At 56.3% G+C, this 21,270-nt stretch carries 23 protein-coding genes; 7 read left to right on the forward strand and 16 right to left on the reverse strand.

The window, feature by feature from the left end:
- The first annotated feature begins 10 nt into the window (after positions 1-10).
- On the forward strand, positions 11-652 hold the full coding sequence (gene pyrE / locus WFK59_RS21250) for an orotate phosphoribosyltransferase (RefSeq protein ID WP_233985867.1): 642 nt from the start codon (positions 11-13) through the stop codon (positions 650-652).
- 32 nt (positions 653-684) lie between these two features.
- Here pyrE and slmA read toward each other — a convergent pair whose 3' ends face one another.
- From slmA to coaBC, 3 genes are all read right to left on the reverse strand, one after another.
- On the reverse strand, positions 685-1,281 hold the full coding sequence (slmA, locus tag WFK59_RS21255; RefSeq protein ID WP_233985869.1) for a nucleoid occlusion factor SlmA: 597 nt from the start codon (positions 1,279-1,281) through the stop codon (positions 685-687).
- Positions 1,282-1,399: 118 nt separating this feature from the next.
- On the reverse strand, positions 1,400-1,858 hold the full coding sequence (gene dut / locus WFK59_RS21260) for a dUTP diphosphatase (RefSeq protein ID WP_031375149.1): 459 nt from the start codon (positions 1,856-1,858) through the stop codon (positions 1,400-1,402).
- The gene (gene coaBC / locus WFK59_RS21265) at positions 1,836-3,056 is read right to left on the reverse strand and encodes a bifunctional phosphopantothenoylcysteine decarboxylase/phosphopantothenate--cysteine ligase CoaBC (protein ID WP_233985871.1); all 1,221 of its coding nucleotides are present in this window, start codon (positions 3,054-3,056) and stop codon (positions 1,836-1,838) included. The genes dut and coaBC overlap by 23 nt, the downstream gene beginning before the upstream one ends.
- 180 nt (positions 3,057-3,236) lie before the next feature.
- On the opposite strand from coaBC, the gene radC reads away from it, so the two are divergent.
- The 4 genes from radC to mutM all read left to right on the forward strand — a co-directional run bounded on the left by radC (position 3,237) and on the right by mutM (position 5,437).
- A complete protein-coding gene (radC, locus tag WFK59_RS21270; RefSeq protein WP_233985873.1) occupies positions 3,237-3,893 on the forward strand; it encodes a RadC family protein in 657 nt (218 codons plus the stop codon).
- Between the two features lie 240 nt (positions 3,894-4,133).
- A complete protein-coding gene (gene rpmB, locus WFK59_RS21275) occupies positions 4,134-4,370 on the forward strand; it encodes a 50S ribosomal protein L28 (protein ID WP_006121249.1) in 237 nt (78 codons plus the stop codon).
- Positions 4,371-4,390: 20 nt separating this feature from the next.
- Entirely contained in the window at positions 4,391-4,558 is a 168-nt protein-coding gene (gene rpmG, locus WFK59_RS21280; RefSeq protein WP_001051798.1) for a 50S ribosomal protein L33, read from the forward strand.
- Between the two features lie 69 nt (positions 4,559-4,627).
- Positions 4,628-5,437 carry a bifunctional DNA-formamidopyrimidine glycosylase/DNA-(apurinic or apyrimidinic site) lyase gene (gene mutM / locus WFK59_RS21285; RefSeq protein ID WP_233985875.1) on the forward strand — a complete coding sequence of 270 codons (810 nt, stop codon included), beginning with the start codon at positions 4,628-4,630 and terminating at the stop codon, positions 5,435-5,437.
- Positions 5,438-5,443: 6 nt separating this feature from the next.
- Here the strand turns inward: mutM and coaD are convergent, their stop codons facing one another.
- From coaD to rfaD, 11 genes are all read right to left on the reverse strand, one after another.
- Positions 5,444-5,923, reverse strand: a complete 480-nt coding sequence (coaD, locus tag WFK59_RS21290) for a pantetheine-phosphate adenylyltransferase (protein ID WP_336757228.1) — start codon at positions 5,921-5,923, stop codon at positions 5,444-5,446.
- Positions 5,920-6,696, reverse strand: a complete 777-nt coding sequence (locus WFK59_RS21295) for a glycosyltransferase family 2 protein (RefSeq protein WP_336757230.1) — start codon at positions 6,694-6,696, stop codon at positions 5,920-5,922. Before WFK59_RS21295 ends, coaD begins: the two co-directional genes overlap by 4 nt.
- Positions 6,696-7,970: a lipid IV(A) 3-deoxy-D-manno-octulosonic acid transferase gene (waaA, locus tag WFK59_RS21300; RefSeq protein ID WP_094119903.1), complete on the reverse strand. Its 1,275-nt coding sequence runs from the start codon at positions 7,968-7,970 to the stop codon at positions 6,696-6,698. Before waaA ends, WFK59_RS21295 begins: the two co-directional genes overlap by 1 nt.
- Positions 7,971-8,062: 92 nt before the next feature.
- Entirely contained in the window at positions 8,063-9,196 is a 1,134-nt protein-coding gene (locus WFK59_RS21305) for a glycosyltransferase family 4 protein (protein WP_336757232.1), read from the reverse strand.
- On the reverse strand, positions 9,189-10,265 hold the full coding sequence (rfaQ, locus tag WFK59_RS21310; RefSeq protein ID WP_233985892.1) for a putative lipopolysaccharide heptosyltransferase III: 1,077 nt from the start codon (positions 10,263-10,265) through the stop codon (positions 9,189-9,191). The genes WFK59_RS21305 and rfaQ overlap by 8 nt, the downstream gene beginning before the upstream one ends.
- Before the next feature lie 73 nt (positions 10,266-10,338).
- Positions 10,339-11,388: a glycosyltransferase gene (locus WFK59_RS21315; protein ID WP_442956321.1), complete on the reverse strand. Its 1,050-nt coding sequence runs from the start codon at positions 11,386-11,388 to the stop codon at positions 10,339-10,341.
- 192 nt (positions 11,389-11,580) lie between these two features.
- Complete coding sequence (locus WFK59_RS21320) at positions 11,581-12,573, reverse strand: glycosyltransferase family 8 protein (RefSeq protein ID WP_233985900.1); 993 nt, start codon at positions 12,571-12,573, stop codon at positions 11,581-11,583.
- Between the two features lie 9 nt (positions 12,574-12,582).
- Positions 12,583-13,659 carry a glycosyltransferase family 9 protein gene (locus tag WFK59_RS21325; RefSeq protein WP_233985909.1) on the reverse strand — a complete coding sequence of 359 codons (1,077 nt, stop codon included), beginning with the start codon at positions 13,657-13,659 and terminating at the stop codon, positions 12,583-12,585.
- Complete coding sequence (gene rfaC / locus WFK59_RS21330; RefSeq protein WP_233985918.1) at positions 13,656-14,633, reverse strand: lipopolysaccharide heptosyltransferase RfaC; 978 nt, start codon at positions 14,631-14,633, stop codon at positions 13,656-13,658. Before rfaC ends, WFK59_RS21325 begins: the two co-directional genes overlap by 4 nt.
- Positions 14,621-15,679, reverse strand: coding sequence for an ADP-heptose--LPS heptosyltransferase RfaF (gene rfaF / locus WFK59_RS21335; protein ID WP_233985920.1), 1,059 nt, complete (start codon positions 15,677-15,679; stop codon positions 14,621-14,623). Before rfaF ends, rfaC begins: the two co-directional genes overlap by 13 nt.
- Before the next feature lie 17 nt (positions 15,680-15,696).
- Complete coding sequence (gene rfaD / locus WFK59_RS21340) at positions 15,697-16,629, reverse strand: ADP-glyceromanno-heptose 6-epimerase (protein ID WP_233985922.1); 933 nt, start codon at positions 16,627-16,629, stop codon at positions 15,697-15,699.
- 230 nt (positions 16,630-16,859) lie between these two features.
- On the opposite strand from rfaD, the gene WFK59_RS21345 reads away from it, so the two are divergent.
- Both WFK59_RS21345 and tdh read left to right on the forward strand, forming a co-directional pair.
- Positions 16,860-18,056 carry a glycine C-acetyltransferase gene (locus WFK59_RS21345; RefSeq protein ID WP_262287840.1) on the forward strand — a complete coding sequence of 399 codons (1,197 nt, stop codon included), beginning with the start codon at positions 16,860-16,862 and terminating at the stop codon, positions 18,054-18,056.
- Between the two features lie 10 nt (positions 18,057-18,066).
- Entirely contained in the window at positions 18,067-19,095 is a 1,029-nt protein-coding gene (tdh, locus tag WFK59_RS21350; protein WP_336757238.1) for an L-threonine 3-dehydrogenase, read from the forward strand.
- Positions 19,096-19,125: 30 nt separating this feature from the next.
- Here tdh and WFK59_RS21355 read toward each other — a convergent pair whose 3' ends face one another.
- Together WFK59_RS21355 and WFK59_RS21360 are read right to left on the reverse strand one after the other, a co-directional pair.
- The gene (locus WFK59_RS21355; RefSeq protein WP_336757240.1) at positions 19,126-20,037 is read right to left on the reverse strand and encodes a hypothetical protein; all 912 of its coding nucleotides are present in this window, start codon (positions 20,035-20,037) and stop codon (positions 19,126-19,128) included.
- Positions 20,030-21,259 (reverse strand): glycosyltransferase, encoded by a 1,230-nt coding sequence (locus WFK59_RS21360; protein WP_233985930.1) that lies wholly within the window; start codon positions 21,257-21,259, stop codon positions 20,030-20,032. The genes WFK59_RS21355 and WFK59_RS21360 overlap by 8 nt, the downstream gene beginning before the upstream one ends.
- Between the last annotated feature and the right edge of the window lie 11 nt (positions 21,260-21,270).

Below are 21,270 nucleotides of genomic sequence, written 5' to 3' on the forward strand. Positions count from 1 at the left end.
GGAGTGAGAAATGAAAGCCTGGCAGCGTCAGTTTATTGAATTTGCCCTGAACAAGCAGGTGCTGAAGTTCGGTGAGTTCACTTTAAAGTCAGGGCGTCAAAGCCCCTATTTCTTTAACGCCGGTCTGTTTAACAGCGGACGGGATTTAGCGCTGCTGGGACGCTTCTACGCGCAGGCGCTGGTGGATGGCGGCGTCGATTTCGATCTGCTGTTCGGTCCGGCCTACAAAGGGATTCCGATTGCCACCACCACGGCGGTGGCGCTGGCCGATCATCACGACCGCGACGTGCCTTACTGCTTTAACCGTAAAGAGGCCAAAGATCACGGTGAAGGCGGATTACTGGTGGGCAGTCCGCTGCAGGGCAAAGTGATGCTGGTGGATGATGTGATCACCGCCGGGACGGCGATTCGTGAGTCGATGGATATCATCAATGCGCACAAGGCGACGCTGGCTGGCGTGCTGGTTTCGCTTGATCGCCAGGAACGTGGACGCGGAGAGATGTCAGCGATTCAGGAAGTGGAGCGCGACTATCACTGTACCGTGACGGCGATCATTACCCTGACTGACCTGATTACGTGGCTGGAAGAGAAGCCGGAGATGGCTGACCACCTGGCCCAGGTTCGGGCCTATCAAAAAAGCTACGGTATCTGACCCATAAGGCGGGCGTGATGCCCGCCTTATGGTTACACCAGCTGAGCGGCAATCAGCGGCCAGCGAGCCTCGAAGTCTGCGGTCGGACTAAAGCGGAACTCCGAACGGACATAGCGCGATAGCAAGCCTTCGCAGAATGCCAGCAGCTGACTTGCCAGCAGCGTTTCGTCAGCCTGAAAGCCTTCGCCTTCACGCATTTTGCGCTCGCGCATCACCTGACGCAGTTGCACTTCAATCCGCTCAAATAGTTGATTGATGCGGCCCTGCAGGCGATCCTGCTCAAACATCAGCGCATGACCGGTCAGTATCCGCGTCAGCCCCGGATTACGCTCACCAAATCCCAGAATCAGTTGCACGATCAGACGCAGGCGCGTCATGGTCTCTTTCTCATCTTTCAGGATCAGATTGATGCGGGTAATCAGACTGTCTTCGATAAACTCAATCAGGCTGTCGAACATCCGTGTTTTACTGGGGAAGTGACGATAGAGCGCCGCTTCTGACACGCCGACCGTGGCTGCCAGTTTGGCCGTGGTAATGCGTTGACTGCCATCACCCGACTCCAGCATTTGCGCCAGCGCCTGCAAAATCTCTTCGCGACGATTTCGCTTCGCGACTTTTTTTTCTGCCATGACCTTAAAGACCCCTGAAATTCACCCTAAACAGGCAACACCTACGCATCTGCCACAAGCACGAGTCTTATGGCGATGAGAAAAAATAATTGGCGTAAGTGAAAGTCGGTAGCGTTGGTTATTGACGGCCTGAGTGACCGAAGCCGCCTTCGCCGCGCAAGCTGGCGTCGAAGTCTTCAACCAGATTAAATTCGGCCTGCACCACCGGTACAAATACCAGTTGTGCCATGCGATCGCCCGGCTGCAGCGAGAAGCTTTCCTGACCGCGATTCCAGACCGAGACCATCAGCTGTCCCTGATAATCGGAGTCAATCAGTCCCACCAGGTTACCCAGTACAATGCCGTGCTTATGACCAAGGCCCGAGCGAGGCAGAATCACCGCAGCCAGGTCGGGATCGGCAATATGAATGGCCAGGCCAGTTGGAACCAGCGTGGTGGTGCCTGGCGCGATGTCGAGAACATCGTCGATACAGGCGCGTAAATCTAACCCAGCGGAACCCGAGGTGGCGTAGGTCGGCAGTGGAAATTCTTTGCCGACGCGCGCATCAAGGATTTTAACGTCTATTTTTTTCATCATAACGGCTGACAATCTCGTCTAATAATTGTTGGCCAAGGAGAGTCTTATCGCTGAGCGGTAAGCGCTTTTCTCCATCCTGCCAAAAAAGGTGAAGAGCATTGGTGTCGCTATTGAACCCTTGTCCGGCTTTAGCAACGTCGTTAGCGCAGATCAGATCCAGATTCTTGCGCACCCGTTTTTGCCGGGCGTATTCTTCCACATTCTGGGTTTCAGCGGCAAATCCAACCACGAAGGGCCGGTGCTCCTGTAACGCGGCGACGCCGGCAACAATATCGGGATTCTTTATCAGTTGCAGCGTGACGTTATCATCGCCGCCCTGTTTCTTGATTTTTTCGGCCGCAATATCGGCTGCCCGGTAGTCTGCCACGGCTGCGCTTGCAATGAAAATATGTTGTTTGTCTATCTCGCCCATCACCGCCGCCTGCATCTCTAGCGCGCTGGTGACATCAACCCGTTTTACGCCAGCCGGCGCTGGCAGCGCCACCGGTCCGCTGACCAGCGTGACCGTCGCGCCGCGTCGCGCCGCCGCTGCCGCAATAGCAAAGCCCATCTTACCGGAGCTGTGATTGGAGATATAACGCACCGGGTCCAGCGCCTCACGGGTCGGTCCGGCGGTAATCATAATGTTGAGATGTTGCAGATCGTTGACGGGAGCGGCCCACTGTACCGCATGGTCCACAATCTCCAGCGGATCGAGCATCCGGCCTGGCCCGACATCGCCACAGGCCTGGCTGCCGCTGTCCGGTCCCCAAATCAATACGCCACGCTGCTGAAGCACCTGCAGATTGTGTTGGGTGACGGCTGCGCGATACATCTGTTGATTCATGGCCGGCACCACCGCAACCGGTGCTGCAGTCGCTAACACGGCGGTGGTCACCAGATCGTTGGCCATGCCGGCGGTGATTCGGGCAATCAGGTCGGCGGTGGCCGGAGCCAGCACGATTAAATCTGCCCATTTCGCCAGCTCAATATGTCCCATTGCCGCTTCTGCTGCCGGGTCGAGCAGATCGTTAAATACCGGATAGCCGGACACGGCCTGCAGGCTGAGCGGCGTAATAAAGGCTTTCGCCCCGTCGGTCATCATCACGCGGACATCGGCACCGCGATCGCGCAGGCGACGCACCAGCTCAGGTGCTTTATAGGCAGCAATACCGCCACTCACGCCAAGAAGAATTTTTTTACCGGCTAATCCCATCATGATGCTGGCCTCACTAAGCTGTCTGCCGCCCGCGGCGGCGAATGCACGGACTTTATCACAAAACCGGTGACGCGCCTTTTCACTGCCTGCGTTTGCGAGCCATCTCGTAAAAAGTCACGCTGCCGATGGTGGCGTGCTGCCGGATGCGTCAATCTAAGGTTCGCTTCAGGGAGAATGCAGATGAACAATATGGCACCGCGGGAGAAGCTGCAGCAGCAGGGCGCACAGGCGCTGAGTGACGTCGAACTGCTGGCCTTATTTTTGCGCACCGGTACGCCGGGGCAGAATGTAATGGCGCTGGCGCAACAGATACTGCACGAGTTTGGTTCGCTCTATCAGATCATGACCGCCAGCAAAGAGGCTTTCCGCGGCATTAAGGGTGTCGGTGAAGCCAAGCTGGCACAGCTGCACGCTATCGCAGAACTGGCGAAGCGCTTTTTTGCCAGCCAGCTGGCGCGTGAAAGCACCATGGAGAATCCTCAGATCACGCGGCAATATCTGCAGAGTCTGTTGGCGCATCAGGAACGTGAGATCTTTATGGTGCTGTTTCTTGATAATCAGCACCGTGTGCTGGAGGCGCAAAAAATGTTCTCGGGCTCGATTAACAGTGTCGAGGTCCATCCGCGCGAGATTGTGCGTGAGGCGCTCAAGGCGAATGCCGCCGCCCTGATTCTGGCGCACAATCACCCTTCCGGTATGGCAGAACCGAGCCGGGCTGACCGCGATGTCACCCGAAAAGTGAGTGAAGCCTGCCAGTTGCTCGACATTCGTCTGCTCGATCATCTGGTGATAGGTCACGGCCAATATGTCTCCTTCGCTGAGCGAGGCTGGCTTTAACTCAGGAAAAAATCGCGCCAGGTGGCGGCTTTTTGCCCGATCATTCGGGATCTTTATCTGTTCGGGACTTGAGCACTTGGGCTGAGCGGCGTATACTACGCCACCTTTGAGAATCTCGGGTTTGGCGGTTAGGCCAGCTTAGCGGGTTCCATGGAACTCGCCTGGCGGGCTGCAAGCCTGACGAGGCGGCCAAAACCTAATTTTTAAAGCTCGAGCTGATTTGATTTTTGGAGAATAGACATGTCACGAGTCTGCCAGGTAACTGGAAAGCGTCCGGTGACCGGTAACAACCGTTCCCACGCAATGAACGCGACGAAACGCCGTTTCCTTCCGAACCTGCACTCACACCGTTTTTGGGTTGAGAGCGAGAAGCGCTTCGTTACTCTGCGTGTATCTGTAAAAGGTATGCGTATTATTGATAAAAAGGGCATTGATACGGTGTTAGCCGACATGCGTGCCCGTGGTGAGAAGTACTAATCGTACTAAGGAACTGAATCATGGCTAAAGGTATTCGTGAGAAGATCAAGCTGGTTTCCTCTGCTGGTACAGGTCACTTCTATACCACCACGAAGAACAAACGTACTAAACCAGAGAAGCTGGAACTGAAAAAGTTCGATCCGGTTGTACGTCAGCATGTGATCTACAAAGAAGCTAAAATTAAGTAATTTTAGTGTTCTGCTAAAAACCCGGCTCCGGCCGGGTTTTTTGTTTGTGCAATACGCTGAGGAGAGGTTATGCCCGAGTTACCAGAGGTTGAAACCAGCCGTCGCGGCATCGAGCCGCATTTGGTCGGTGAAACCATTCTTCACGCCGTGGTGCGTAATCCACGTCTGCGCTGGCCGGTATCGCAGGAGATCCTGTCGCTGAGCGATCAGCCGGTGCTCAGCGTGCAGCGCCGGGCAAAATACCTGCTGCTGGAGTTGCCACATGGCTGGATCATCATCCATCTCGGCATGTCCGGGAGTTTACGCGTGCTGCCCGAAGAGCTGCCTGCCGCCACGCATGATCACGTTGATCTGGTGATGAGTAATGGCAAGGTGTTGCGCTATACCGATCCGCGCCGCTTCGGTGCCTGGCTGTGGAGCAGCGATCTGGCCGGCAGCAACGTACTGGCACATCTTGGGCCGGAGCCGCTCAGTGACCAGTTTGATGGAACCTGGCTGTTCGAAAAGTCGCGTGGCAAACGCACGCTGATCAAGCAATGGCTGATGGATAACAAAGTAGTGGTCGGCGTCGGCAATATTTACGCCAGCGAGTCACTGTTTACCGCCGGGATCCTGCCCGATCGACCGGCCGGAAGTCTGTCGCAGTCAGAGGCTGAGCTGCTGGCAAATACCATCAAAGCGGTGTTGTTGCGTTCTATCGAACAGGGCGGAACCACTTTACGCGACTTCTTACAAAGCGACGGTAAACCCGGCTATTTTGCGCAGCAGTTGCAGGTGTATGGACGGGCCGGGGAGCCGTGCCGGGCATGTGGCACGCCGATAGTCAGCGGCAGACACGGGCAACGCAGCACTTACTGGTGCCCGAACTGTCAGCACTAATCAGCTCTAAGCTAATTTTGCCAGCAACGCCTGATGGACTGGCGCGGGCAGGAAGGCGGTCACATCCCCGCCGTGACGCGCCACCTCTTTGACCAGCGAAGAGGAGACAAAAGAGAAGCCTTCCGACGGCATCAGGAATACGCTCTCCAGCGTCGACAGCAGGTGACGATTCATGTGCGCCAGCTGCATTTCATATTCAAAATCTGACACCGCACGCAGTCCACGAACCAGCACATTAGCCTGCTGTTCGCGAGCGAAATTTGCCATTAAATCACTGAATCCGACCACCTCAACCCCAGGCAGATGCGCCACAACCTGGCTCGCCAGCGCCACGCGCTCGTCCAGGCTGAACATCGGTTTTTTGCTGGGGCTGGCGGCAATCGCCAGAACGACCCGATCAAACATCTGTGCGGCCCGGGTGACAATATCGAGATGTCCCAGCGTAATAGGATCAAAGGTGCCGGGATAGATGGCTTTAGTGGTCATACTCGCCCTTCTGCCGAAGCGTGATTCAGCGCCCAGAGCGCCGAATATTTGTTAAACGTATATTGTGCGTTAACCACCGCCAGGATCCAGCCCTGTTTGCCATCCAGAAAACCGGCGCGCAGCAGCAGGGTTTTCACAAATGCTCCCAGCGTATGGCTGAAGATAGAAAACAGGCCGCAGCGTTTGCCGCGCTGATGACGCTCAGTTGCCCAGGCTTCCGCATAGGCCAGCTGCTTACGCTGAAAGGCGACCAGGTCGCGACAGGTCAGGTGTTGTAAATCCCCCTTCAGTGCCACCACCGGCGCGCCTTCGGCATTGAGCGATTCATGCACCAGGTTATCGTTGTACTGCAGCGCTGGCGGATAGAGCCGCATGACACGGTCAGGATACCAGCCGCTGTGGCGCATAAAACGGCCAAGGAAGAGGTTGCTGCGGCCCAGACTGTAAACTGTGCGGCTGGGTGGGGCGATCAATACCTGCTCAATGGCCGCGCGCAGTTCAGGCGTGACGCGCTCATCAGCATCGATCATCAATATCATGTCGCCGCTGGCGTACTGCTGGGCGCGCTGGCGCTGTATGCCATAACCCTGCCAGTCATCGCTGCGGAACACCTTAGCGCCAGCCTGAGTGGCAATCGCCACGCTGTTATCCTCGCTGCCGGAATCCAGTACGATAATTTCATCGGCCCAGCTGACCGACGCCAGACAGTCCGGCAACAGTTCCGCTTCATTTTTGGCAATCATCACGACCGAAAGTCGTTGGCGAGCTGGCATCAGTGGGACCGTGGCGGCAGATGAGGTTCGAGTAACTGTAGCAGCCGTTGCAGTGCGCCCTGGTTCTGGTGCAGCACGTCCACCGCGTGACGCCCGTAGTAGCGGCGATAGTCATCATCCTGCAGCAGGTTGGTGACCTCTTTTTCCAGCGAAATCACGTCGGTGACGGTAATCAGCCCCTGGCCTTCCTGCAGTTTGCTGCAGATATCTTTGAAGTTCCAGGTGTGCGGTCCCATCAGCACCGGAATTGCGTGGGCGGCCGGCTCCAGAGGATTATGGCCGCCTCGTTCAACCAGGCTACCGCCGACAAATGCCAGGTCGGCAATGCCATACAGCAGCATCAGTTCGCCCATTGAGTCGCCAATCACCACCTGGGTTGAGCCTGACGGAATTTCGCCGCTGCTGCGCAGGATAAAGCTGAAGTTGCGCTGCTGTGTCAGTTCACGGGCATCATTGAAGCGCTCGGGATGACGGGGAACCAGAATCAGTAGCAGGTCCGGGAACGACTGCAGCAACCGGCGGTGCGCATCCAGCACGATCGCCTCTTCGCCTTCATGGGTGCTGGTGGCAATCCATACCGGGCGGCGCGGCGCCCATTGACGGCGCAGGGTGACGGCTCTGGCCGCCAGTTCTGGCGTCACCGAGATATCAAATTTCAGGCTGCCGGTAATCGCCAGATGGGAGCGCTTGAGGCCCAGTTCGAGGAACCGGTCACCATCTTCGCTATTTTGCGCCGCAATCAGCGTGATGCTTTGCAACAGCCTGCGCATGAATTTGCCCAGCTTACGGTAGCCTTTGGCGGAACGGGCCGAAAGACGGGCATTGGCGATCACCAGCGGAATGTTGCGCTGGTGCAGAATGCGGATGATATTGGGCCACAGCTCGGTTTCCATGATGATCACCAGTCGTGGGTTGACCGTATCAAGGAAACGATTAATCGAGCCCGGCAGATCATAGGGCAGGTAAACATGATGCACATCTTTGCCAAATGCCGACTGCGCCCGTTCTGAACCGGTTGGCGTCATGGTCGTCACGGTGATGGGCAGAGTCGGATAACGATGACGCAACGCACGCACTAACGGGATCGCCGCCAGCGTTTCGCCGACCGAGACCGAGTGCAACACAATGCCGTCTGGCTTTACTTTGCCGACACAATAGCCGTAACGCTCCGCCCAGCGTTTGCGGTAGGCGGGCGCTTTGCGACCGCGCAGCCACAGGCGCAGCCAAATCAGCGGCTGAATAAGATAGAGCAGTGCGGTGTAAATGGTCGTCATAGTTACCGTTACGACACGTTCGCGTCTAAAAACAGATTAAAATCAGATGGCGGCATGTTATCAGAAACCCTTCATCCACTCATCCCACATTGTCAGTTGCTTCGCAGTACGTGCTGATAGAGCGACGTCAGCGACTCTGCCAGTCGCTGCGGCCCGTAAGGTTCAATTCTGCGCCGCGCGGCTTCACCCATGCGTGAGTCGCCAGAAAGCGCCGGTATTGACTGAATCGCCTGACGCAGTCCATTGATATCCAGCGCATCACAGACGAAGCCTTCCTGACCGGCGGTAATAAATTCCGCGCCGCCGCAACCGGTACTGGTGATCACCGGCAAGCCACAGGCCATCGCTTCCAGCACCACATTCGGGAAAGGATCATAGAGCGTAGGCAGCAGTAACCCATCGGCCGCATGGTAAAACGGCTGCACATCCTGCTGCACGCCGACAAACCGCAGGCGATCCAGACAGTTGTGCTGATTCGCCAGCTGCTGATAACGCTGCAGCTGTTTATCCTGACCGACCACGATCAGATAACGATCGCTGCCGGCCAGCGCTTCAATCGCCGCTTTCAGCCCTTTACGCTCAAACCCGGAGCCCACATAGATCAGTACGGTCGCGCTATCGGGCAGCGATAGCTGCTGACGAGTCGCGTGGCGTGTGGCCTCCGTCGCGGGTTGAAAACGGCTGGCATCGATGGCGTTATGGATGACGTGGATTTTTTCGGCGCCGAGCGAGAAGCAACGCAGAATGTCGCGTTTCACCATCTCTGAATTGCAGATTACCGCTTTCAGCGCCGGTGAATGAAACATCTCTGCTTCCGCCTGCAGCACATAGCGGTGGTACGGACTGAGGCTGGCGCTGAGACGCTGCAAAGGTGAAACAATGCGTGCCCGCTGTTCCAGCCAGACCCGATGAACGCCATCGCCAGCGCGAAAGATGTCACAGCCGGCGATACGCTCATGGCTTTGCACGATATCGAACTTTTCCCGCTCCCAGCAGGCGCGGGCCGCACGGGCAAAACCGCGCTCGCGAGAGACGCGGCCCAGCTTTGATGGGTTACAGATATGCAGATGCCAGTCCGGATTCGGCGTGCCCTGCCAGCTACGGGTGATGATGTTGAGATCGAGCTGCTCGCTACCCAGCGCCTCCAGCGCGCGGGAGATAAAGCGCTCCGCTCCGCCATCCGGCCGGTATTTTTGCCGGACAATCGCCAGTCGTAACTTACTCATTCAGATAGCTCCTTGCTGCCGCGACCACATCCTTAACCGGGATAGCCGAGAGATAACGCTGGTCAGTTTTGGTATCAATCGAATCCGGTGAAGGCAATGGACCATAATCGCCCGCCCAGATGACACGATTATTGTCGCCCCAGGGACGCCAGTGCTGCAGTTTAGTCGGACCAAACAGCGCGATGCACGGTGTATCCAGTGCGGCCGCCATATGCATCGGGGCGGAGTCGACACCAATAAACAGCCGGGCATGGTCAATCAGCGCCGCCAGCTGCGGCAGGGTGAACTGGCCGGCCAGCGACACCACATGCGGCGAGGTACAGAGCGCCTGAATGCGCGCGATCATCGCCAGTTCGTGTTTATCCGGCCCGGCGGTCAGGATGACCGGGCGCTGTGGCTGCGCCAGTTGGTCGATGGTGGCGGCAACGCTCTCTTCTTCCCAGCATTTGAAACCCCAGCGTGATGTTGGCTGCACCACGATAAACGGTGAAGCGATCTGCTTCTCCGCCAGCCTGGCGAGCACGCTCTGTTGATCGGCAGCGCTGTAGTGCATTGACACCCGCGCGCCCTCACCGCTTATGCCTAGCGGTGCCAGCGCAGACATATTCTGTTCCACGGTGTGCAGCTTGCTGTGATCGTGTGTGGAGACCAGCTGGTTATGGCACAGCCGCCACAGCAGGTTGTCGCGCTTTTTAAAGGCGAAACCGATGCGCAGCGGCGCGGCAGAGAGAAGGGTAATCAGAGCGGCGCGCCATTGATCGGCCAGATTAATCACCAGATCGTAATGACAACCCCGCACCGCCCGAATCAGGGCAACTTCATGGCCCAGCTTGCGCCAGCCGCCCTGCTGCTTCCATTTACGGTCGATGACGTGCAGATGGCGGATATCGGGATGCGCTTCCAGCATCGGGCGCGTTTCCTGATAGAGCAACACGTCGATACTGGCTTGCGGATAACGCTGACGAAGCGCGTTAATCGCCGGCGTCGTCAGCAGCATGTCGCCATGATGGCGCAGCTTAATAAGCAATATGTTTTGCGGAGAGACGTTTGCTGGAGTCGGACTGGCCATAAACAATTGTTCTCAAATTTTAGTGAACCGATTGTAGGGCAAACCCTTTTTAGGATAAAGCCAGCCTCACGGGTTATTTGTTACGCCAGCGATAGAGGCGACTCAGCCATAACAGCAGCTGATACCACTGCTTAATCCCGCGGGCATTACGCAACATCCGCCGATGCGTCTGGCTGGCGAACAGATCGGTGATGATCGCCTGGCGTGCCTCATTGTCCGGCTCACGTCGTACGCTATGACAGACGCTGAGTGCTTCGTGCGTCACCTGATAATGGAATGAGGGATAGATTTTTACCTTGCCACGATAGCGCTGATTCAGTTCCTCCAGCAAACGGGCAATCTTCAGATAGTGGCGCTGATATTCGACGTTACGTTGCCCGGTGCGCTTGCGGTTGCTGATTGAGGCGTCATGCATGTAGTAGCGATAGAGTACCGCGTCGGTGTAACGCACCCGCTTTGCCAGCAGCATAAATTCGGTGGTCCACGGAATATCCTGATGATGCAGACCAGGTTCAAACAGCAGCTGATGCTGTTCAATCAGCGCGCGACGGTAAATCCCCAGCCAGACCACATGCATGTAGCGATGCGTTTTCAGCGCGGTGTTCAGCCAGTCGGGACCGCTCAGTACGCCGGTACTGCGCAAACGGTCCAGCGGAATCAGCGGCTTCACCCGCTGACTCTGTTTGAAATACCATTCGGCATTGCACTGGGCAGCATCCAGATCGTCAGTTTCCGCCAGTGTCACCAGCGTCTGATACATCTCCGGGTTCATGGTGTCATCGGCATCCGGAAAGGTGACATATTTCCCCTGTGCCACGGCCAGACCGGCATTACGGGCGCGCGATACGCCCCCGTTTTCCTGATGAATGACGCGAACCTGCGCGTGATGTTGAGCATACCAGTCGGCACGCTCACCGGATCCATCGGTTGAGCCATCATCAACAATGATGATCTCCAGCGACGTCAGCGTTTGCGCCAGCAGCGACTGCATAAACTGATCAAACATGTTGCCCGCGTTATACATCGGGGTAATGATACTCAACAGGGGAAGGGCACTCATGACAGCGTTTGCACCCGCACAGAGTGAAAAGCGAAAGGGGTTTGCCTCATCATCATAAACCAGGTCCAGGCCAGCAAAATTAAATTGGGTGATTGACGATTATAAAACTGTCTGTCGCCCATGCTGAAGTAAATCACCGGAATTGTTAACAATAACGCACGCAGAGTCTATTTTTTCCATAAGCGACAGGCGGGTCAGGACCGAAGAACAGCCGGTGCCGGAAAACCGCGGGATCAGAAAACGCCTGGCGCAGCGTTAACTAAAAAACTTGTGCCTGACATAGTTCATCATCCAGCTGAAGCTTTCGGCATACTGTTTCTGATACCACTTAATCCGGGCGAAACGCTTCATCTCTTTGTAATGCTTCGGCAAATCAAGTGATTGCGACGCCCACGGCGAGCGCTGGTAATAGTCGTAATAGAGCAAGGAGAGATCGCTGCCGGCCCAGGCGTGCCAGGGTTTGCATTTGCCAGTGTAGTGAATCATCACGGTATCGTCTGGTACCTGGAAGCGGTGCCACACCTTGTTCGCAATGATGTCATAAATATAGTTGTAACGCGCCGGCAGGATCATCACCTCCTCTTCCAGCACCAGGTTTAATGCATCCTGATCGGGAAAACCAAACTCCGCACCGCGGGTCACCAGCATCCCGGTAATGCGTGCCGTGGTCTGATGGGCCATCCAGCGTGGAATATTGATCAGCATGAAACCCGAGTTGAAGTAGTTATTTCCTTTCAGGCCGAGCCTTGGACATTGATTCTGACGCGCGCGCGGCGTGTCGTTGCAGGCGCACAGCGTGTAATCAGTGATATCCAGAGTGAATAACGGCGAATAGTCACCCACCACCAGCGTATCAGCGTCGATGTAGATGACCCGGTCGCTGTAGCGCGCCACGGTTTCGGGGATCAGAAAACGATAATGAATACTTTTGGGATAGCGTCCCACTGCCGGCAACTGATCGACCCAGGCGCTGTTAAAAATATGCAGCGTGATCGCCAGTCGGTGACCGGTGGCCAGCGAGCGCAGCTTTTCAACGTCCTGCTCGATCAGCGAATCTGAAAAAATATGGGCGTGGAAAGCGGTATCGGGATGATGGCTGAGTAGTGAAAATAGCGTAATGCCCAGGCCCCGCGCATAGGCGCGGTTGATGCCAAAGGCAACGTGCACGGGTGATTCATCCGTGTCAGAGAGCGTGTTGACCAGGAGCTTACTTTGCTGAACAGCATCAGCAACAGAGGTAATTGCCATTACGCTTCACTATTCCAGGTTATGAGTAATAAATGCTTGTATTCTAGTCAGTTTATCGTGATCCAGCCCAAATAATTTTTCAGCAGGCTGATCAAAGCGAAAACGCGTGGCAAAAACGAATGTCGACGCAGCAATATTATCGGGTCCGATAAACAGCACATTGTTGACCGGACGCTGTTCCCTGACTTCACAAGGGCCGTACAACATGATTACCGGTACCAGCTGCGCATCAGCAATATAGGCATTGCCAGAGTCCGAGGAGATGTAGAAATCCATCTGCGCGATAGCCCACGGCACCTCTTCGAGTTTTAGCTCACCAATCAGGCTCAGAATATTTTCTTTCGGTCCGGTTAAGCGCAGTAATTCATCGAGCCAGGGTTGCTCAGCGGGTGGACCGAACACATAAAAGGTGCAGGGCAGGTGGTCCAGCGCCTCCATCAACTGCTGCCAGACAGTGGCGGGAATGGTTTTCGCCCGGTTACCGGCAGAAATGCTGATCCCGATTTTAATGCCCTCACGCGGTGCCAGCAGTGCAGCGGGCGGCGATGGCGGCTGCCACAGCGGTGAGGTGGCATGCTTAGGGAAATCGGTATAACGGTACTCGCGGTTGATCAGTTTCAGGTAGCTATCGAGAGTTAAATCGGTCTTAGCGTGATCCACAATGCCGCTGGCGCGGCGATAGAACACCGCGTGGTAAGACTTGCGCACATAGGTGCGCAGGAACTCTCTGCTGGGTGCATTGCACAACGCCGCAAAAAACAGGTTCACGCTGTTGGGCTGAACCAGGTAGACGTTGTCGTAGCGGTTCATCAGGGTGAAAGCCAGCTTTAGCTTGGCGAGGAAGCTGCGTTTCGCCTCTTCAATCAGGAAATAGCGGCTGACGGTATCATCGTGGCGCACCAGCGGCTCGACCGCTTTGCTGATCAGCAGGTCAGACTGACCGAGCGCGCGCAGCATCGGCGTGATATTGATGAAATCACCAATCTTCGCCGTCTGGATGATTAAATTGCGCCCGGTCGGCCGGTAAAACAGCCGCATCAGGGTGCGAAACGGTACCAGCAGCAGGTAGATCAACACATAGTTCATGGCCTGTTTTCCGTGATAATGGCCTGCAGTTTCTCTGCCACTGCGTCGGCAGTGAGCTCCGCCAGATTATGATTCGGAGCGCTCAGCGCCTGTTGGTTCTGGCCGTAACCGCCAATTAAACCCGGATCGGTCGGACCATACAGCGTCAGGTTAGGACGATCCAACGCCGCGGTCAGGTGGCTGAGTCCGGTATCGACGGAGACCACCGCACGCGCGCCAGCCAGCTGCTGAGCAATCGCTTCCAGCGTCAGTTTCGGCAGCACATCGACATGCTCAAACCCTTCTGCCAGACGCTGCGCACGCTGATGCTCATGCTCAGCGCCCCACGGCAACCTGACCCGCAATCCGCTTGGCTGCACCCATTCAATCAGCTGCCGCCAGTGCGATTCCGGCCAGTGCTTATTGTCACGCGTCGTGGCGTGCAGAAACACCAGATAGTGCTGCGCATCGGCCGGCAGATGATGCAGGAAATGCCCGGCAATCGCGTAATCGCCCTGGGCAGAGGGTTTTTCATAGCCCAGGCTTTTGGCAAACAGTTCGCGCGTTCGCTCGACGGCGTGCTGTTGCTTGCTGACCTCATGGCGGACGTCATACCACCAGCTGGCAAACGGTTCACGCGCACTGCGGCTATCCTGGCCATGCTTGATGCCCTTTGACAACCGGGTCACCAGCGCCGCGCTTTTAATCAGCCCCTGCGCATCAATCACGATATCGTACTCACGTGACTGTAACGCGCGCTTAAACAGCACGCGCTCTTCGCGCTGCTGGCTGCCAAACCAGTGTTTGCGCCAGCGGCGAATCGCGACCGGCAGCACCTTATCCACGGCGGGATGCCAGCCGGGGATCTGGGCAAAATTCTCTTCCACCACCCAGTCAAAGCGGATGCCGGGAATGGCGTGCATCGCATCGGTCAGCGCCGGCAGCGAATGCAGCACGTCGCCCATTGAGGAGGTTTTAACGATCAGGACGTGCATGGCACCTCCTGCGGCGCGTTGAGCAATTCGGTAAGCGTCTGATGCACGCGATCGGGCTGGATGTCGATCAGGCTCTGATGATAGCCCTGTTCGGCATCGCCTTTGCGCACTTTGTGATAGCCGCTAATCAGGCGGATCACCCGCGCCTGACGAGCTAATGGCGGAGTAAAGTCGGGGCTGCTGGGGCCGTAGAGCGCCACCAGCGGGCGATCCAGTGCTGCGGCGATATGCATCAGGCCGGAGTCGTTACTGACTACCGCCCGGCAATTCGCCAGCAGAATCACCGCCTGTTCCAGCTGGGTTTCCCCGGCCAGATTCCGGCAATGGGCGCGGGCCTCTTCCGGCAGTGCCGCGATAATCTCCTCACCGGTTGGCCGATCTTTGGCCGAACCAAACAGCACGATCTGGAAGCCTTCAGCAATCAGCTGCTGCGCCAGCGCCGCGTAGTGATAGTGCGGCCAGCGTTTTGCCGGACCAAATTCGGCACCGGGACAAAAACCGATGATCGGACGCGTCGCCGACAGCTGAAACTGCGCGGCGGTTTCAATCTTTTCCTGCTCCTCTACCTGCAGCTTCGGCCACAGCAGCGGTTGCGGCAGCTGCTGCGCTGACGTGACTGGCGTGTCATAGCCCAGCGCCACGTAGCGTTCAACCATCAGTGGAAAGGCGGCTTTATCCAGCACCCGAAGGTCATTGAGCAGGCCATAGCGCATTTCGCCGCGCCAGCCGACGCGACGTTTGATTCCGGCGAAGAACGGCACCAGCGCCGACTTGAAGGAGTTTGGCAGAACATAGGCGCGATCGTAGTGGCTGGCGCGCAGCGTTTTGCCTAACCGGCGACGCTCGCCAATCTCCAGCGCACCATGCCCAAGCGGCATCGCCAGCGCCTGATTCACTTCCGGCATACGTGACAGCAGAGGACGGCACCAGGCCGGTGCCATCACATCAATCACCGCATCGGGATGCTCGGCCTTGAGCGTGCGATAGAGACTTTGCGACATCATCATATCGCCGACCCACGACGGGCCGATTACCAGAATTTTCATCGCCGGAGCAGCTTCCTTTATGCGTTACGGTTGAGCCAGACCATATATTCAGCGACGCCCTGCGCCACCGTTTTAAACGGTTTGTCATAGCCGGCGGCACGCAGCTTAGTGAGATCGGCCTGAGTATAGGCCTGGTACCGTCCTTTGAGTTTTTCCGGGAACGGAATGTACTCAATCTGGCCTTTCTGATGGAACTTCAGCACCGCATCCGCCACTTCCTGGAAGGACTCAGCGCGGCCGGTACCGCAGTTATAGATGCCGGAAATGTTGTTCTCCCAGCACCACAGGTTAACTGCCGCCACATCATCCACGTGGATGAAATCACGTTTGAAACCGTCGCTGCCTTCAAACAGTTTCGGATTTTCATCGTTGCTGATCTGCGTATTGAGATGGAAAGCGACGCTTGCCATGCTGCCTTTGTGGCCTTCACGCGGTCCGTAGACGTTGAAATAGCGGAAGCCGCACACCGGCGAGTTCGCTTCCGGCAGCATCTGACGGACATAGTGATCAAACAGCATTTTCGAGTAGCCGTAGACGTTAAGCGGCTGCTCGTACTGACGTTCTTCGATGAAATTTTCGTTGCGGCCGCCGTAGGTGGCTGCCGAAGAGGCATAGAGGAACGGGATTTCGCGCTCCAGGCAGAAATGCAGCAGCTCTTTAGAGTACTGATAGTTGTTATCCATCATGTACTTGCCATCCCACTCGGTGGTGGCAGAGCAGGCGCCCTGATGAAATACCGCTTCGATAGGACCGAGGTCGTCGCCCGCCATCACGCTGATGAGGAACTCTTCTTTATCCATATAATCGACGATATCGAGGTCGACTAAATTGGCAAACTTGGTGCCATCCTTCAGATTATCCACCACCAGAATGTCGGTGTGACCGCGATCGTTCAGCGCTTTGACGATGTTGCTGCCAATCATTCCTGCGCCGCCAGTTACGATAATCATGTTGTTACCTTCAACGTTGTGGGGTGAAACAGGAGGTTTCACACACGAATACTTCACATCATAACATTTCATCAGGGTGCAGACAGCCAGATGACTCTGTAACGATTTGTGCGGTATTCGCCAGGGCGTGAACTATGCTGCAAAAATGACATTCTGTTGGGCGATTTATCGTGGAGAGGCGGTCTGTTCAGTAAGATGTGCCAAATTTTTGCCATCTGAGGAGAGCAATAATGCCCGCGCAATTTTATCAACAACTTCGTCAGCAACTCGATACTGCACGTCAGGAAGGCCTGTTTAAACAGGAGCGGATTATCACCTCTGCCCAGCAGACGGAAATCGCGGTCGGCAGCGACCCGGCGGTGATTAACTTCTGCGCCAACAACTATCTGGGGTTAGCCAACCATCCCGCACTGATTCAGGCGGCGAAAGAGGGCATGGACTCGCACGGATTTGGCATGGCGTCAGTGCGCTTCATCTGCGGTACTCAGGACAGCCACAAGCTGCTGGAAAAACGGCTGGCAGAATTTCTCGGGATGGAAGATGCCATCCTCTACTCCTCCTGCTTCGATGCCAATGGCGGCTTATTTGAAACCCTGCTGGATGCTCAGGATGCCATTATTTCTGATGCCCTGAACCACGCCTCGATCATTGACGGCGTCCGGCTCTGCAAAGCGCAGCGCTATCGCTACGCCAATAACGATATGACGCAGCTGCGTGCACGTCTGCAGGAGGCGCGTGCTAACGGTGCCCGTCATATCCTGATCGCGACCGATGGCGTGTTCTCAATGGATGGCGTGATTGCTAACCTGCGGGCAATCTGCGATCTGGCCGATGAATTTTCTGCGCTGGTAATGGTGGATGATTCACATGCGGTGGGCTTTGTCGGCAATGCCGGCCGCGGAACGCACGAATATTGCGAGGTGATGGGCCGTGTTGACATCATCACCGGCACGCTGGGCAAAGCGCTGGGCGGCGCGTCCGGTGGCTACACCGCGGCGAAAGCGGAAGTGGTGGAGTGGCTGCGTCAGCGGTCGCGTCCTTATCTGTTTTCCAACTCGCTGGCACCGGCAATCGTTGCTGCGTCACTGCGGGTACTTGATCTGTTGAGTGAAGGCGACGGGCTGCGTCAGCGTCTGTGGGACAACGCCCGCTTCTTCCGTGAGCAGATGACCGCAGCCGGCTTTACGCTGGCCGGTGCCGACCACGCCATTATCCCGGTAATGCTGGGTGAAGCCAGCGTGGCGCAGGAGTTTGCCCGTCTGCTGCAACAGGAAGGCATCTACGTCACCGGCTTCTTCTATCCGGTGGTACCCAAAGGTCAGGCGCGCATCCGCACCCAGATTTCTGCGGCGCACAGCCAGCAGCAGCTGGAACGCGCAGTGGCGGCGTTTACCCGAATCGGCAAACAACTGGGCGTCATCGCCTGAGGAATCGACCATGAAAGCACTCGCCAAACTCAAACCAGAAGCGGGCATCTGGATGGTGACCGACGCGCCAGTTCCTGAGCCGGGCCATAACGACCTGCTGATAAAGATCCGCAAAACGGCTATCTGCGGCACCGACGTGCATATCTACAACTGGGATGACTGGTCGCGTAAAACCATTCCGGTGCCGATGATTGTGGGCCATGAGTATGTTGGTGAAGTGGTCGCGATCGGGCAGGAAGTTAAAGGCTTTACGGTGGGCGATCGGGTGTCAGGCGAAGGCCACATCACCTGTGGTCACTGCCGCAACTGCCGCGCCGGACGGACTCATCTGTGCCGCAATACCGTTGGCGTAGGCGTCAACCGTCAGGGCTGTTTTGCTGAATATCTGGTCATCCCGGCCTTCAACGCGTTCAAAATTCCTGACAACATTTCCGATGAGCTGGCGGCGATTTTTGATCCGTTCGGCAATGCGGTGCATACCGCGCTGTCGTTTGATCTGGTGGGTGAAGATGTGCTGATCTCCGGTGCCGGCCCGATCGGCATTATGGCGGCGGCAGTCTGTCGTCACGTTGGCGCGCGCAATGTGGTGATTACCGACATCAATGAATACCGGCTGTCGCTGGCGCAAAAAATGGGCGTCACCCGGGCGGTCAACGTGGCGAAAGAGGATCTGCGTGAGGTGATGCAATCGCTGGGGATGACCGAAGGATTTGATGTCGGGCTGGAGATGTCAGGCGCACCGCCTGCTTTCCGTACGCTGCTGGAGGTGATGAACCACGGCGGACGCATTGCGCTGCTGGGTATCCCGCCGGGCGAAATGGCCATCGACTGGAATCTGGTGATTTTTAAAGGGCTGTTTATTAAGGGGATCTACGGCCGTGAGATGTTTGAGACCTGGTATAAAATGGCGGCGCTGATTCAGTCCGGCCTCGATTTAACGCCGATTATCACCCATCGCTATGCGATTGATGATTTTCAGCAGGGCTTTGATGAGATGCGTTCCGGCCGTTCAGGAAAAGTGATCCTGAACTGGGATTAACAAAACGGCCGCCGTGGGGCGGCCGCGTTGCTATGCCTGCTTTTTCTCTTCATCGGTCAGGTAGCGCACCTTACGGGTGTAATCCTGACCTTTGAAGGTCAGCGGCTGGCGGGGATCGTCAAGATATTTCTGCCATTCCGACAGCGGAAAACCACCGTGCGCGCCGACCACTTCCGGCGGGATCACGGCTGACTGACCGCCCATCTTCTTCGAAACCGGCCAGTTGGCCCATTCACCCAGATTCACGGTGTTGAGATCCAGCATATCCAGCAACACCGCCAGCGGCAGCTGGTCAGTGGGCGGCTGGCTGTCATTCATTAAGTTCCAGGTGTCATTGAACAGGGTCAGCCACAGCGGTGAAATCCGTTGCCATACCGCGCGGGTTGCCGCCAGATAAGCGCCATTGACGTGGTCAACCAGGTAAGGACGGATGCTGGGCAGGTAGTAGGCCGGAATCGCTTCTTCAGGCGCACCTTCCAGTTTGGCAATCATTTTCCCCTGGCGGAAGCTGGAGTAGAGATGGCCTGGCTTCATGCGGATGTCAGGCATTTTCAGCAGGTTGAGGTCAGAATCGATCATCAGAATACCGTCGCCTCTGGCCTGCAGCGGCGCCTGCATTTTGATTAACCGGCTGCGATAGATCTGCTTATAGCGATAGCTTTCTTCGCGATGCGGGACATCCAGCGTGGCAATCCGGGTTTTCGCTGGCAGCTCGCCAAAGGCGGCGGCGGGCTGATCGCTGACGATCACAATCTCTTCCAGCTGGGTCGCAAAGCGCGCAGCAAACGTGGCGCTAAGTTTTGCTTCTTCGATGTAATCCGCGCCGGTGCAGGGGATCACCACTGAGGTGACCGTGACATCGCCCTGAACGCCCGCCTGATCGTAGGGCAGATTATGGCGCGCCCGGATATGGCGATAGCGAGGATTTAAAAAATTAAACATGGGGTTTTTCTCTGACGACGCTCTGGAGAATAGTCTCGACGCCGCTGACATAAGTTTCAATAGCGTATTGTTCACGCACGCGCTTGCCTGCCGCATTGATCAGTCGCTGACGTAAATCCGCATCCTGCCACAGGGCAGTGAGATGCTGGGTCAGTTGCACCACATTGCCGTAATCAAACAGCAACCCGGTTTCATCATGACTGATCAATTCGGCAGTGCCGACCACGCGTGAGCCGATCACGGCGGTGTTCACCAGCATCGCTTCCAGCACCACGCGGGGCAGGCCTTCGCTGCGCGACGCCAGGATAAAAGTATCGAAGGCGGTGAGATAATCCAGCGCGTTATTCTGAAACCCGGTAAACACCACATGATGCTGAATATTTTCCGCCGTCGCCAGCTGCAGCAGATGCTGGAGTTCGGGACCGGCGCCAACAAGGATCATTTTCCAGTCAGCGTCCGGATGGGCGCGTTTGAAACGTCCCAGCGCCTGCAGAATATGATGATTAGATTTACGTAATATCAGCGATCCAATCGAGCCAAACACAAAGGTGTTGGGAGACAGTTTAAAGCGCTGACGCACGTCAAGGCGGTCGGGCAGCGGCTGATGAATATCGATGGCGTTGCTGACGGTAAAACAGCGAGCCGCATTGACGCCGTGCTTGCGTAACGTAGCGTTCACGCCCTCCGAGACCGCAATCACCGCCTGACAATCCTGATTTACCATGCTGACCAGGCGCGGCTCCAGCAGCGGATCGATACGGCAGTGCTGCACCACGGCAACATTCAGACCCCGTGCCGCCAGATAGCCTTCAACGTTGGTGCTGGGCTGGTTGTTCATGTAGAGAATGTCGTAATTACCCAGCTGTAGCAGCGAATTGATTTTGCTGGCGTTGGGGATGACGCGCCAGCGCTCATCAACCAGGTCGATAGCGCGCTTCTTGAGTTTTTTATTAAAAAACAGCAGGGCACGCATCACTTCTTTGACGACTTTGGCCCAGCGCGGTTGTTTGATCTGTGGAATGAAAAAGACCGGGATATCCAGAGCCAGCAACGCGGACTCAATGGTTTCGTCGTTGCCACGACTGTAGTTGTGGTAGAAGCAGCAGGTGATATCGAATTTCTGACGATCAATACGCTTCAGCAGCTCAAGCATGCTGTTGGTACCGCCACCCCATTCTCTGCCGTTATCCAGCAGCAGAATTTTTTGTTTATTAATCGTCATCCGTCTCAATA

The organism is Pantoea sp. USHLN298 (assembly GCF_037149395.1).
In the GTDB taxonomy this organism is placed as follows: domain Bacteria; phylum Pseudomonadota; class Gammaproteobacteria; order Enterobacterales; family Enterobacteriaceae; genus Pantoea; species Pantoea astica.

Coding starts and splice junctions, on each gene's coding strand:
- WFK59_RS21320 (WP_233985900.1), bottom strand. CDS start 12,573: ATGGCAATTACCTCTGTTGCTGATGCTGTTCAGCAAAGTAAGCTCCTG.
- rpmB (WP_006121249.1), top strand. CDS start 4,134: ATGTCACGAGTCTGCCAGGTAACTGGAAAGCGTCCGGTGACCGGTAAC.
- tdh (WP_336757238.1), top strand. CDS start 18,067: ATGAAAGCACTCGCCAAACTCAAACCAGAAGCGGGCATCTGGATGGTG.
- dut (WP_031375149.1), bottom strand. CDS start 1,858: ATGATGAAAAAAATAGACGTTAAAATCCTTGATGCGCGCGTCGGCAAA.
- rfaQ (WP_233985892.1), bottom strand. CDS start 10,265: ATGGCCAGTCCGACTCCAGCAAACGTCTCTCCGCAAAACATATTGCTT.
- rfaC (WP_233985918.1), bottom strand. CDS start 14,633: ATGCACGTCCTGATCGTTAAAACCTCCTCAATGGGCGACGTGCTGCAT.
- coaBC (WP_233985871.1), bottom strand. CDS start 3,056: ATGATGGGATTAGCCGGTAAAAAAATTCTTCTTGGCGTGAGTGGCGGT.
- WFK59_RS21360 (WP_233985930.1), bottom strand. CDS start 21,259: ATGACGATTAATAAACAAAAAATTCTGCTGCTGGATAACGGCAGAGAA.
- pyrE (WP_233985867.1), top strand. CDS start 11: ATGAAAGCCTGGCAGCGTCAGTTTATTGAATTTGCCCTGAACAAGCAG.
- rpmG (WP_001051798.1), top strand. CDS start 4,391: ATGGCTAAAGGTATTCGTGAGAAGATCAAGCTGGTTTCCTCTGCTGGT.
- slmA (WP_233985869.1), bottom strand. CDS start 1,281: ATGGCAGAAAAAAAAGTCGCGAAGCGAAATCGTCGCGAAGAGATTTTG.
- WFK59_RS21345 (WP_262287840.1), top strand. CDS start 16,860: ATGCCCGCGCAATTTTATCAACAACTTCGTCAGCAACTCGATACTGCA.
- rfaF (WP_233985920.1), bottom strand. CDS start 15,679: ATGAAAATTCTGGTAATCGGCCCGTCGTGGGTCGGCGATATGATGATG.
- waaA (WP_094119903.1), bottom strand. CDS start 7,970: ATGACGACCATTTACACCGCACTGCTCTATCTTATTCAGCCGCTGATT.
- mutM (WP_233985875.1), top strand. CDS start 4,628: ATGCCCGAGTTACCAGAGGTTGAAACCAGCCGTCGCGGCATCGAGCCG.
- coaD (WP_336757228.1), bottom strand. CDS start 5,923: ATGACCACTAAAGCCATCTATCCCGGCACCTTTGATCCTATTACGCTG.
- WFK59_RS21325 (WP_233985909.1), bottom strand. CDS start 13,659: ATGAACTATGTGTTGATCTACCTGCTGCTGGTACCGTTTCGCACCCTG.
- radC (WP_233985873.1), top strand. CDS start 3,237: ATGAACAATATGGCACCGCGGGAGAAGCTGCAGCAGCAGGGCGCACAG.
- rfaD (WP_233985922.1), bottom strand. CDS start 16,629: ATGATTATCGTAACTGGCGGCGCAGGAATGATTGGCAGCAACATCGTC.
- WFK59_RS21295 (WP_336757230.1), bottom strand. CDS start 6,696: ATGCCAGCTCGCCAACGACTTTCGGTCGTGATGATTGCCAAAAATGAA.
- WFK59_RS21305 (WP_336757232.1), bottom strand. CDS start 9,196: ATGAGTAAGTTACGACTGGCGATTGTCCGGCAAAAATACCGGCCGGAT.
- WFK59_RS21355 (WP_336757240.1), bottom strand. CDS start 20,037: ATGTTTAATTTTTTAAATCCTCGCTATCGCCATATCCGGGCGCGCCAT.